Source organism: Serratia sp. Res13-Sevr-LER1-36-b (assembly GCF_015673035.1).
GTDB classification, from domain to species: Bacteria; Pseudomonadota; Gammaproteobacteria; order Enterobacterales; family Enterobacteriaceae; genus Chania; species Chania fonticola_C.
Genome location: NZ_JADACK010000031.1, coordinates 108,279 through 120,260, shown reverse-complemented (window position 1 = coordinate 120,260; position 11,982 = coordinate 108,279). Strand labels below are relative to the sequence as shown.

Here is an 11,982-nt window from a genome sequence, read left to right as displayed (position 1 = left end):
AAGTTCCGAGATTGGTTCCGATGGCGACACGAAAGTGAAGCGGTTGGAATGAAACAGAATTTGCCTGGCGGCAATAGCGCGGTGGTCCCACCTGACCCCATGCCGAACTCAGAAGTGAAACGCCGTAGCGCCGATGGTAGTGTGGGGTCTCCCCATGCGAGAGTAGGACACTGCCAGGCATCAAATAAACGTTATCAGTATGACACCTGATAATGCGCGAAATCACCAAGGTGGTTTTGCCAGCATCGAAAGATGCGACGTAAAAGAATCGGTGGAGCGGTAGTTCAGTTGGTTAGAATACCTGCCTGTCACGCAGGGGGTCGCGGGTTCGAGCCCCGTCCGTTCCGCCACTTATTTAAATTATGCCTGCTACTGTTAGCAGGCATAATGTTAAGCGTAATTTAGGGGCGTAGCTCAGTTGGTAGAGCACCGGTCTCCAAAACCGGGTGTCGCGAGTTCGAGTCTCTCCGCCCCTGCCATATTAAAAACCCTTTGCGAAAGCGAAGGGTTTTTTTTGCTTTCTACTCGCCTAGAATTGCCAGTCCTCCCGCTAACGCGTACAAAATTCCCGCCGAAATCGTTCCCAATTTAGACATTTCTAGCTGTATCTATGCACAAAATGGTTGTAATCCCGCGCTGTGATATCGCTCATCATTCCTCCCTGTATTTCAACTACACCTTATAAGCCCCACGAGATTTTTGGGCACACTCGATGAAAGCGAATACACCTACAACCATCTCTGTCTGACCGAGTCAGGTAGAGCGAGGAGAAAAACATGGTTAAGCGTTTACTGTTAGCGGCCGCCATAAGCGGTGTGTTGATGGGAGCGGCGCAGGCTGCCCCCTTGGTTGTCGGCTTTTCTCAGATTGGTTCTGAATCAGGATGGCGTTCGGCAGAAACCAAAGTGGCGAAACAGGAGGCGGAAAAACGGGGTATTACGCTGAAAATCGCCGATGCACAGCAAAAGCAGGAAAACCAGATCAAGGCGGTGAGATCCTTTATTGCTCAAGGCGTTGACGCCATCTTCATTGCGCCAGTGGTGGCCACCGGTTGGACCCCGGTATTGCAGGAAGCGAAAGAGGCCAAAATTCCGGTCTTCCTGTTGGATCGCATGATCGAGGTGAACGATCCCTCGCTGTATACCGCTGCCGTCGCTTCTGACAGCGTCCATGAAGGGAAAGTCGCAGGCGAATGGCTAGTGAAAGCCGTTGCGGGCAAGCCCTGTAACGTGGTGGAACTGCAAGGTACCGTTGGGTCCAGCGTGGCCATTAACCGCAAGAAAGGCTTTGCGGACGGTATTGCCTCTGCCGACAACGTCAAAATCATCCGTTCGCAGTCCGGCGACTTTACTCGCAGCAAGGGTAAAGAGGTGATGGAAAGCTTTATCAAGGCTGAACAGAACGGCAAAAATATCTGCGCCGTCTATGCACATAACGACGATATGGCCATTGGTGCCATCCAGGCGATCAAAGAAGCCGGCCTCAAACCGGGCTCACAGATCAAGGTTGTTTCCATCGACGGCGTGCCGGATATCTTCAAAGCGATGATGGAAGGGGAAGCCAACGCCACGGTTGAACTGACGCCAAATATGGCAGGCCCTGCGTTTGATGCCTTGATTGCATTGAAAAAAGACGGCACACAGCCACAGAAATTTATCCAGACCGAGTCGAAACTGCTGCAGCCTGAAACTGCCAGACAGGAATACGATATGAAGAAAAGCATGGGATATTGATCGTTAACAGGCGGAGCAGATAATGGCTACACCTCAGGCAGCATTATTGGCAATAAGCGGATTATCCGTGGAGTTTCCAGGTGTAAAAGCGCTGGAGCAGGTTGATTTCACACTACAACGCGGTGAGGTGGTGGCGCTTCTTGGGGAAAACGGCGCGGGCAAGTCCACGCTGATTAAGGCATTGACCGGTGTTTACCAACGCTCCGCCGGTGAGATCTGGCTAGAAGGCACCGCGATTGCGCCACAGAATACGGCCCAGGCGCAATCGTTGGGGATTGGTACCGTCTATCAGGAAGTTAACCTGCTGCCTAATATCTCGGTGGCCGCCAATCTGTTTATCGGCCGCGAACCTACCCGTTTTGGCCTGATCGATCAAAAAACCATGTTGCGTAATGCCCGTCAGCTGCTGGAAGGCTATGGATTACCGCTGGATGTCAGCCAGCCGCTGGGCAACTACTCGATCGCCATTCAGCAAATTGTCGCGATTGCTCGCGCCGTCGATCTCTCCGCCAAGGTACTGATCCTGGATGAACCCACCGCCAGCCTGGATGCCAAGGAAGTCACCCTGCTGCTGGATATTCTTAGCCAACTGCGATCTCAGGGAATGGGGATGATCTTCGTCACCCATTTTCTCGAACAGGTTTACCGCATCAGCGATCGTATTACGGTGTTGCGTAACGGCAAGCTGGTCGGGACTCGTGTCACCGCCGAGCTGCCACGGCTCGAGTTGGTGCAGATGATGCTTGGCCATAGTTTTGATGAGACGCTGCTCAAACGCAGCGAGCATCAGGCCGTGCAGGCTCCGCCGTTAGTGGAGTTTAGCGGTTATGGCCGACGCGGCGTGGTTGAGCCCTTTGATCTGGCTCTACGGCCTGGGGAAATCGTCGGCCTGGCTGGTTTACTGGGATCGGGGCGTACTGAGACGGCACAACTGATCTTCGGCATTAAGGCTCGGGATAAAGGTATTGCGAAGGTTGAGGGCAAAACGGTGGCGATCCCTACGCCCCGTAAAGCGGCCAGCCTGGGATTTGGCTATTGCCCAGAAGATCGTAAGACCGACGGTATTGTCGGCGCGGCCACGGTAAGGGAAAACATCATTCTGGCATTGCAGGCGCAGCGTGGCTGGTTACGGCCTATCCCGCTGCGTGAGCAAACCCGAATTGCGGAAGATTTCATTAAACTGCTGGGGATCCGCACGCCGGGGCCGGAGCAGCAAATCCAGTACCTTTCCGGCGGTAACCAGCAGAAGGTACTGCTTTCCCGCTGGCTGGCGACCAAACCCCGTTTCCTGATCCTGGATGAGCCAACGCGTGGCATTGACGTGGGGGCCCATGCGGAAATTATCCGCCTGATTGAACGGCTCTGTGATGAAGGGTTGGCACTGCTGGTTATTTCCTCCGAACTGGAGGAGCTAGCAGGCTATGCCGATCGCATCGTGGTATTACGCGATAGAAAACATGTGGCGCAGCTTGAGCATGATGCCATTACGGTTCCCGCCATTATGCAGGCCATTGCCGTGCAACAGGGGGCAGCATGAACCACAGGAGTTTTCCCATGACCGGTGGACCGCGCAAAGTAAGGTGGGTAATGCCCGCCGGAGCGACGCAGCTGGGGGCGCTGGCGGTGATTTTACTTATCGATAGCCTGGTCGCTCCCCATTTCTTTTCAATTCATATCCAGGATGGCCGCCTGTTCGGCAGCGTGATTGATATTTTTAACCGTGGCGCCCCTGTCGCGCTGCTTGCTTTGGGTATGACGCTAGTGATCGCCACCGGTGGGATCGATCTCTCCGTCGGTGCGGTAATGGCGATTGCCGGGGCGACAGCGGCCACCATGACTAGCGCTGGCTACCCATTAGCTTACATCCTGGGGGCCGCATTAGCGGTTGGGGCACTGTGTGGCCTGTGGAACGGCTTCTTGGTTGCGGTGCTGCAAATCCAGCCGATCGTCGCTACCTTGATGTTGATGGTGGCCGGGCGCGGTATCGCGCAGTTGATTACCGAAGGACAAATCGTCACCTTTGAGAGTCAAGGGTTAGCCAAGCTTGGCAGTGGTTCGCTGATGTATCTGCCGATGCCAGTGATCATTGCTACCATCATGCTGCTGCTGATTTGGTTACTGACACGCAAAACCGCTTTGGGGCTTTTTATTGAAGCGGTCGGTATCAATCTGCGCTCAGCACGTAATGCTGGCGTCAGTACTCGCTGGGTGATTATTGCGGTATATATCATTTGCGGCCTGTGCGCGGCGGTGGCAGGGATTATCGTCACGGCGGATATCCGCGGTGCGGATGCCAACAATGCGGGCCTGTGGCTCGAACTGGATGCGATCCTGGCCGTGGTGATTGGTGGTGGGTCATTGCTGGGCGGACGTTTTAATCTGCTGCTCTCGGTGGTGGGGGCATTAATCATTCAGGGCATGAATACTGGAATTCTGCTTTCGGGTTATAAACCGGAGTTTAACCTGGTGTTGAAAGCGGTGGTGGTATTAGCCGTGTTGCTGGTGCAATCCCCAAGTGTGTCATTACAGCGGTTGTGGCGGAGACGTAAATCATGATGAAGCGTAACCTTCCCCTATTGATCACGATCGCGGTTTTCCTGCTGGGCTACGCCTTTTGCCTCAGTCAATTCCCCAGCTTCGCTTCCACCCGCGTCTGGTGCGATTTGCTGACCGACAACGCTTTTCTCGGCATTGTGGCCGTAGGCATGACCTTTGTGATCCTTTCAGGGGGCATAGATCTTTCTGTGGGCTCGGTGATCGCCTTTACCGGCGTACTGCTGGCCAAGCTGATTGGCACTTATGGTATTGCTCCAGGTTATGCATTTGTCATTGCCTTGCTGATGGGGGCCTCATTTGGGGCGCTGATGGGGTGGATCATTGACGTGCTGAAATTACCTGCATTTATTATCACGCTCGCGGGGATGTTCTTCGTGCGCGGCATGAGTTTTATCGTGTCAGAAGAGTCTTTGCCGATCGATCACCCGCTGTATGCCACGCTGGCAAACTATGCCTGGAAAGTCCCCGGTGGTGGCCGATTTACTTTATTGGCGCTGGTGATGCTGCTGGTCGTGGCGATTGGCATGATCCTGGCGCATCGCACCCGTTTTGGCCATAACGTCTATGCCATCGGGGGTAATCCGGTCTCCGCTGCGCTGATGGGGGTGCCGGTACGGCGTACCACTATCCAGATTTACATGCTCTCCAGTACGCTGGCGGCCCTCTCCGGCATAATTTTCTCGCTGTACACTTCTGCCGGTTATGCGCTGGCTGCCAGTGGTGTTGAACTGGATGCCATTGCGGCGGTCGTGATTGGGGGAACATTGCTGACTGGCGGCGTCGGTACCATTTTGGGCACCTTGTTTGGCGTGCTGATCCAAGGCTTGATCCAGAGTTACATCACTTTTGATGGCTCCCTCAGCTCCTGGTGGACAAAAATCGTCATCGGCATCCTGCTGTTCTGCTTTATCGGCCTCCAGAAGGCGATGAGCGCCTTTTGGCAGACCAGACGGGCAAAACCCCGCCATCCACGCCTGAAGCCGTCATAGCCGCTCAGGTTGCGGTATTTAAAGGTATTTTCAGCAGTTGGCGGATTAACGGCTGCTGGTCGCTGTTTTGCAGCCAGACGGCATAAAGCGGACGAACGATCGGCTGGGCGTCAGCAACAGCGACCAGTTGAGGGTAGTCTTTTTCCCACTGGCTGGGGAGAAATGCACAGCCACCGGTTGTCTCCAGCAATTGGCGCGTCAGATGCGCCGAAGTGGTGGTCAGCACGGGCATGCTGTCGCCCTCAAGCATGCGGGCTTCCTGTTGGTGAAAATCGGCACCCCATTCCAGTTTGATGTAAGGCATGGGGGCGGGGTTATCGCGTAGCGACGAGGAAAACAGGCGAAGCGAGAAGTTACCCAATAGCTGGCTGGCCAGCTCATCCATCTTTGGCGGTTCGGTGGTGATTAGCAAATCGAGCTGTCTTTCATGTAACTGCTTCACCAACGAATGGCGCAGGGCTACCCTGGCTTCGAGCTGCAAGGCCTCCCGCTGCTGGTAGAGCGATTGCAGCCAGGGCGTGAGGTAAGCTTCCCATAGCGACGCGGTGGCACCGATCGAAAGTTCGCTGTGCTGTAGCGATCGCACCACCTCTTTCTTTGCCAACTGCCACGTGTTCATCAGGCTCTCGGCATAGGGCAACAGCCGCTCTCCTGCAGGTGTCAGGCGGATGTTGTTGCGGTGGCGAGTGAATAAATTCGCCCCTAATTGAGTTTCAAGCTGACGGATACGGAAACTCACCGCAGACTGCGTTAAGTACAGGGATTCCGCTGCGCGGCCAAAGTGTCGCGTTCTACTGACCTCCAAAAAGGTTTTCAGTAATTCGGTGTCCACACCAATCTCCAAAGTTTTTTATCGTTAAGATTTAAATGTTTTGTTTTACACGATGTCAAGCCTATCTAATACTCCGCGCCATAAACAGCACGGCCATGAGAGAATTAGGAGCGTGTCAGATGGCGGATAGCTTCACCACCAACAGTCGTTTTTTTGATAATAAAAACTATCCTCGCGGGTTCTCCCGTCACGGCGATTTCACCATTAAAGAAGCGCAATTGCTAGAGCGTTTCGGGTATGCGTTCAACGAGTTGGATGCCGGCAAACGCCAGCCAGCCACTGAAGAAGAACAGTTGTTCGTTGCAGTGTGTCGCGGTGAGCGTGAACCGGTAACCGAGCAAGAAAAAGTATGGTCTAAATATCTGGCGCGCACCCGCCGCCCGAAAAAATTCCATACGCTGTCAGGTGGCAAGCCGCAGGCTGATGCGGTAGAAGACTACACTGAAAGCGACGATTGATCATCATGGGGCCATTCGGCCCCATTTTTTATTCCAGGCTGCGGTGTAGCTGCAGCAGCAGGCGATCCATACTGCGATAGCTGAGCGCTTCGCTGAGATGGCGTTTATCAATCTGTTGTTCCCCTGCCAAATCGGCCAGCGTGCGTGCCACTTTCAGGATGCGATGCCAGGCTCGAACCGATAATCCCAGTTGGCTCAGCGTTTTCTCTAAAAACTCCGCTTCAGTTGCAGGCAAATGGCAATCCCGATCCACCTCGCGGTTACTCAACAGCGCATTCACTTTACCTGCCCGTGCCAGCTGCTGTTCGCGCGCCACCAGCACCCGTTGACGTACCTGTTGGCTGCTTTCCCCCGCATGGTGCTGCTTGGCCAGTACGCCCGGTGGCAGCAGCGGCACCTCAATCGACAAATCAAATCGATCGAGGAAGGGGCCAGAGAGCCTGCCGAGGTAGCGCAAAATCTGCTGCGGTGGTGTGCGGTTGTGTATGCCCTGATAGTGCCCGGTTGGGCTGGGGTTCATCGCCGCAATCAGCTGCACTCGGGCAGGGAAGCGTACCTTGGCGCTGGCGCGTGAGATGACGATTTCACCTGATTCCAGCGGCTCACGCAGCGCATCTAATACTCGCCGTTCAAATTCGGGTAACTCATCCAGAAACAGTACGCCGTTGTGCGCCATGGAGATTTCCCCTGGCCGTGGCAAGGAACCTCCCCCAACCAGGGCAGCCATCGAAGCGCTGTGGTGTGGGGCGCGAAACGGCCGCTGGCGCCATGGCAGGGTTTCATCTGGATGATGCAGTAAGCTGGCAACGGCGACGCTTTCCAGCGCCTCCCGATCGCTTAACGGCGGCAGCAAGCCGTTGAGGCGGCTGGCCAGCATGGTTTTGCCGGTGCCCGGGGGGCCAAGCAGCAACAGGTTGTGGCCCCCGGCCGCAGCAATTTCCAACGCTCGCTTTGCCTGTTCCTGGCCAATGACTTCCTGCAAGTCGGCAGTTTCCGTTGACGTGGCAGCCGCAGGAGGCGCTACGGCGATCGGCAGATCCCCCTTACCCTGCAAAAAAGCGCACACCTCCAGTAAATGTTCTGCGACTCGGGTCGTGCTGTTGGGAAGCAACCCCGCCTCTTTGCCGTTGGCCGCAGCCAGGATCAACTCCCGCTTGGCCTCGGCTGCCGCTATTGCCGCCGGAATGGCGCCGTGCACCGCCCTCAATGCGCCAGAAAGCGCTAATTCACCCAGGAACTCATAGTGCGCCAACTTATCTGCTGGCAGCTGCTCTGAGGCCGCCAGAATGGCCAGCGCAATGGGTAAATCATAGCGCCCCCCTTCCTTAGGCAAATCGGCCGGTGCCAGATTGACGGTGATGCGTTTGGCCGGAAAAGTGAAGCCGTTGTTGATCAGTGCGCTGCGCACCCGGTCACGGGCTTCTTTCACCGTGGTTTCCGGCAGGCCGACCAGGGTAAGGCCGGGTAATCCGTTGCTGATATGGACTTCAACCATGACCGAAGGCGCCTGCACGCCGATCGTGGCACGGGTATAGATTACCGCCAGTGACATATTGCTCTCCTCGCTGAAGGCAACATGATGCGGGAACAGCCCGAAAGCCGCGCGCTACTCATCGTCAACTTGCGTAGTGCTACAAAATTAAAAGTAATTTATTTCATCATGTTAGTGATTTTTTTCGAGCTGGTACGCATTTCGTTGTAATACCCATTAACAATTACGGGAAAGCTGCAACAAATTAGCAAGCTAACCAAGTTGCAACAGCAGGGTTAATGGGTGTATTTAACAATTGGTTAAAATAAAAATCACTTCTTTAACAAAGCCCCGACCGCTACCGCACCCGCTGCGGCCGCCGCTAAATCTGATGACCTCGTACTCTACGGTAGGGATAACACTATGTTTGGTTGGACTCCGCTGCAGCGCAATGCGGCAATTGCCAGCTTTTCAAGCTGGACGCTCGATGCTTTCGATTTCTTTGTGCTGGTCTTCCTGCTCAGCGATATAGCTCAGGCTTTTCAGGTCGGGATGGAAGAAGTCACCCTGGCGATCCTGCTGACGTTGGCGGTACGCCCGATTGGCGCGCTTATTTTTGGCCGTGCGGCGGAAAAGTACGGTCGTAAACCGATCCTGATGTTGAATATCGTGTTTTTCTCGGTATTTGAGCTGTTGTCGGCGGCCGCTCCTTCTTTGACTGTCTTCCTGTTGCTGCGAGTGCTTTACGGCGTGGCGATGGGCGGCATCTGGGGCGTGGCCTCTTCGCTGGCGATGGAAAGCATCCCAGACCGTTCGCGTGGCCTGATGTCCGGTATCTTCCAGGCGGGGTATCCGTTTGGCTATCTGTTGGCGGCGGTGGCCTATGGCCTGCTGTTTGAAGTGGTCGGCTGGCGTGGCATGTTCGTGATCGGGGCCGCGCCGATCCTGTTGCTGCCGTTTATCTACTTCTGCGTGGAAGAGTCGCCGGTGTGGCTGGCGGCACGGGCACGTAAAGAAAGCACCGCTTTGCTGCCAGTTCTCAAGAGTCATTGGAAGCTGTGTCTCTATCTGGTGCTGCTGATGGCGGCGTTTAATTTCTTCTCCCACGGCACGCAGGACATGTATCCGGCCTTCCTGAAAATTCAGCACGGTTTCGATCCTAAAACCGTCAGTATCATCGCCATTAGCTACAATATCGCGTCCATTATCGGCGGTATTTTCTTTGGTACCCTGTCGGAAAAAATTGGCCGCAAGAAAGCCATAATTATTGCTGCCCTGCTGGCGTTACCGGTCATCCCGCTGTGGGCCTTCGCGAGTGGTTCGCTGATGCTGGGGTTGGGGGCGTTCATGATGCAATTCATGGTTCAGGGGGCATGGGGGGTGATCCCAACCTACCTCAACGAACTGGTGCCAGCGAATACTCGCGCGGTATTGCCAGGGTTTGTTTACCAACTGGGTAACCTGATTGCTTCGGTGAATGCAACCTTGCAGGCCGCGATTGCGGAACATCATGGGCAAAACTACGGCCTGGCGATGGCGATAATCGCCGGGACGGTGGCGATTGTGATCGCGGTGCTGGTGTATTTTGGCAAGGATACGCGCGGCAAAGCGATTGCGGTGGAAAGTAAAGCGCCTAGTGCTGGTGTTAGCGTTTGAATTTCATGCGCTTTGTTGCAGTTTTGACCCGGCAGAGCCGAATAATAACGCAAAAAAAGTGTTGTCAGGTTACCGCCTGCTATGGTAACTCTGTAGGCATTAGTTCGAAACGAGCACAGTGAACAAACCGATTATGAAAGCCCTAGCCCAAGTGATTAGCCTAGTCGTGATTAGCGTGGTGGTGATTATTATCCCACCGTGCGGGGCTGCACTTGGACGAAGAAAGGCTTAGAAAACAAGCCGGAATCGCAAGATAACCCCCGCACCCAAAAGGTCCGGGGGTTTTTTTATGCCAAGAAAATGTGAACAAGGAGCAGAGAATGACCAACAGAATAAAATCCTGCACTTCCCGCAACAAGGCGGGGAAATAACCATGAATGGTGCTCAGTGGGTAGTTCAAGCGTTGTGTGCGCAGGGGGTAGACAAGGTATTCGGCTATCCCGGTGGTGCGATCATGCCGGTCTACGATGCGTTGTATGACGGCGGGGTTGAACATCTGCTGTGTCGTCATGAGCAAGGTGCGGCGATTGCGGCTATTGGCTATGCCCGTTCCAGCGGTAAAGTTGGCGTCTGTATCGCCACCTCTGGCCCCGGCGCGACCAACCTGATCACCGGGTTGGCGGATGCGCTGCTGGACTCGGTGCCAGTGGTTGCGATCACCGGTCAGGTCGGTTCTGCGCTTATCGGTACCGATGCTTTTCAGGAGATCGATGTTCTGGGCCTGTCTCTGGCCTGTACCAAACACAGTTTCCTGGTGGAGTCGCTGGAAGCGCTGCCGGGGATCATGGCAGAGGCGTTTGCCATTGCCACCAGCGGCCGCCCAGGCCCGGTACTGATCGACATCCCGAAAGACATCCAACTGGCGCAGGGTGATTTGCCTCCTCATCTGATGCCTGTAGAAGATCCGTTCGAACATCCCGCAGCAGAGTTGGCCATGGCCACGCAACTGCTGGCACAGGCGAAGAAGCCGATGCTGTATGTGGGCGGTGGCGTGGGGATGGCGCAGGCCGTCCCGGCATTACGGGAATTTGTCGAGCTGACGCAGATCCCAACCGTGGCGACCTTGAAAGGCCTGGGCGCACCGGATGCCAACCATCCGTATTATCTCGGCATGTTGGGTATGCATGGCACCAAAGCTGCCAACTTTGCCGTGCAAGAGTGTGATTTATTGATAGCCGTGGGGGCGCGTTTTGACGACCGGGTGACCGGCAAGCTGAACGCCTTTGCGCCGCAGGCCAAGGTGATCCACATGGATATCGACCCGGCGGAAATGAGCAAGCTGCGTCAGGCGCATGTGGCCCTGCAAGGGGATCTGAGAACCCTGCTGCCAGCGCTGCAACAGCCGATGCAGATCGCTCCCTGGCTGCAACGAGTGGCCGAACTGAAAGAAACCCACCCTTGGCGTTACGACCACCCGGGCCAACCGATTTATGCTCCGTTGCTGCTCAAGCAACTGTCTGAACGCAAACCGGCCAATACCGTAGTGACCACCGACGTGGGCCAGCACCAGATGTGGACCGCGCAGCACATGAGCTTTGAACGCCCAGAGAACTTCATCACTTCCAGCGGGTTGGGGACGATGGGTTTCGGTATCCCCGCAGCGGTAGGTGCGCAGATGGCGCGCCCGGAGGACATGGTGATCTGCGTGTCCGGGGATGGTTCCTTCATGATGAACGTGCAGGAGTTGGGCACCATCAAACGCAAACAGTTACCGCTGAAAATCGTGTTACTGGATAACCAGCGTTTAGGGATGGTTCGCCAGTGGCAGCAACTGTTCTTTGATGGTCGTTACAGCGAAACCAACCTCTCCGATAACCCCGATTTCCTGATATTGGCCAGCGCCTTCGGCATCCCCGGCCAACGTATTACTCGCAAAGACCAGGTCGCAGACGCGCTCGATACCTTGCTTAACAGCGAAGGGCCTTATCTGCTGCAGGTTTCCATTGATGAACTCGAGAACGTCTGGCCGCTGGTGCCGCCGGGCGCAGGCAACGAAACCATGTTGGAGAAAGTATCATGATGCAGCATCAACTCTCGATCCAGGCCCGCTTCCGCCCTGAAATGTTAGAGCGCGTATTGCGCGTTGTCCGTCACCGTGGCTTCCAGGTCTGTGCTATGAATATGGCTTCGGGCAGCAATAGCGACGATATAAATATTGAATTGACCGTTGCCAGCCAGCGCCCTGTGGATTTACTGTCATCTCAGTTAAGCAAACTGATGGATGTCTCCAGCGTTGAGATACAGCAACAATCATCACAACAAATACGCGCCTGATTGCGTAAAAGGA

The 11,982-nt window shown here is 55.1% G+C and carries 11 protein-coding genes, 2 tRNA genes and 1 rRNA gene; 12 read left to right on the top strand and 2 right to left on the bottom strand.

Annotated elements, in window-relative coordinates; all coding sequences use genetic code 11:
• Positions 1 to 63 precede the first annotated feature (63 nt).
• From rrf to yjfF, 7 genes are all read left to right on the top strand, one after another.
• Positions 64 to 179 (top strand): 5S ribosomal RNA (gene rrf, locus IMQ33_RS20350).
• A gap of 94 nt (positions 180 to 273) precedes the next feature.
• Positions 274 to 350: transfer RNA gene (locus IMQ33_RS20345), tRNA-Asp, on the top strand.
• Positions 351 to 403: 53 nt separating this feature from the next.
• Positions 404 to 479: transfer RNA gene (locus IMQ33_RS20340), tRNA-Trp, on the top strand.
• 297 nt (positions 480 to 776) lie between these two features.
• The gene (gene ytfQ, locus IMQ33_RS20335; protein ID WP_074030173.1) at positions 777 to 1,733 is read left to right on the top strand and encodes a galactofuranose ABC transporter, galactofuranose-binding protein YtfQ; all 957 of its coding nucleotides are present in this window, start codon (positions 777 to 779) and stop codon (positions 1,731 to 1,733) included.
• 22 nt (positions 1,734 to 1,755) lie between these two features.
• Positions 1,756 to 3,270 (top strand): galactofuranose ABC transporter, ATP-binding protein YtfR, encoded by a 1,515-nt coding sequence (ytfR, locus tag IMQ33_RS20330; RefSeq protein ID WP_098929460.1) that lies wholly within the window; start codon positions 1,756 to 1,758, stop codon positions 3,268 to 3,270.
• Positions 3,267 to 4,289, top strand: coding sequence for a galactofuranose ABC transporter, ATP-binding protein YtfT (gene ytfT, locus IMQ33_RS20325; protein WP_098929461.1), 1,023 nt, complete (start codon positions 3,267 to 3,269; stop codon positions 4,287 to 4,289). The genes ytfR and ytfT overlap by 4 nt, the downstream gene beginning before the upstream one ends.
• Entirely contained in the window at positions 4,286 to 5,278 is a 993-nt protein-coding gene (yjfF, locus tag IMQ33_RS20320) for a galactofuranose ABC transporter, permease protein YjfF (RefSeq protein WP_037376500.1), read from the top strand. Before ytfT ends, yjfF begins: the two co-directional genes overlap by 4 nt.
• A 4-nt stretch (positions 5,279 to 5,282) precedes the next feature.
• Here the strand turns inward: yjfF and hdfR are convergent, their stop codons facing one another.
• A complete protein-coding gene (hdfR, locus tag IMQ33_RS20315; RefSeq protein ID WP_065683942.1) occupies positions 5,283 to 6,110 on the bottom strand; it encodes an HTH-type transcriptional regulator HdfR in 828 nt (275 codons plus the stop codon).
• Between the two features lie 119 nt (positions 6,111 to 6,229).
• Between hdfR and IMQ33_RS20310 the strand changes: the two genes are divergently transcribed.
• Positions 6,230 to 6,568 carry a DUF413 domain-containing protein gene (locus IMQ33_RS20310; RefSeq protein WP_021181829.1) on the top strand — a complete coding sequence of 113 codons (339 nt, stop codon included), beginning with the start codon at positions 6,230 to 6,232 and terminating at the stop codon, positions 6,566 to 6,568.
• Between the two features lie 28 nt (positions 6,569 to 6,596).
• On the opposite strand, the gene IMQ33_RS20305 is transcribed toward IMQ33_RS20310, so the two are convergent.
• On the bottom strand, positions 6,597 to 8,120 hold the full coding sequence (locus IMQ33_RS20305; RefSeq protein WP_065683943.1) for a YifB family Mg chelatase-like AAA ATPase: 1,524 nt from the start codon (positions 8,118 to 8,120) through the stop codon (positions 6,597 to 6,599).
• A gap of 342 nt (positions 8,121 to 8,462) precedes the next feature.
• Between IMQ33_RS20305 and IMQ33_RS20300 the strand changes: the two genes are divergently transcribed.
• From IMQ33_RS20300 to ilvM, 4 genes are all read left to right on the top strand, one after another.
• Positions 8,463 to 9,695, top strand: a complete 1,233-nt coding sequence (locus IMQ33_RS20300) for an MFS transporter (protein WP_065683944.1) — start codon at positions 8,463 to 8,465, stop codon at positions 9,693 to 9,695.
• Positions 9,696 to 9,828: 133 nt separating this feature from the next.
• Positions 9,829 to 9,927: an ilv operon leader peptide gene (gene ilvL / locus IMQ33_RS20295; protein WP_071681478.1), complete on the top strand. Its 99-nt coding sequence runs from the start codon at positions 9,829 to 9,831 to the stop codon at positions 9,925 to 9,927.
• Between the two features lie 141 nt (positions 9,928 to 10,068).
• The gene (ilvG, locus tag IMQ33_RS20290) at positions 10,069 to 11,715 is read left to right on the top strand and encodes an acetolactate synthase 2 catalytic subunit (RefSeq protein ID WP_098929464.1); all 1,647 of its coding nucleotides are present in this window, start codon (positions 10,069 to 10,071) and stop codon (positions 11,713 to 11,715) included.
• The gene (gene ilvM, locus IMQ33_RS20285; RefSeq protein ID WP_021181824.1) at positions 11,712 to 11,969 is read left to right on the top strand and encodes an acetolactate synthase 2 small subunit; all 258 of its coding nucleotides are present in this window, start codon (positions 11,712 to 11,714) and stop codon (positions 11,967 to 11,969) included. Before ilvG ends, ilvM begins: the two co-directional genes overlap by 4 nt.
• Positions 11,970 to 11,982 lie beyond the last annotated feature (13 nt).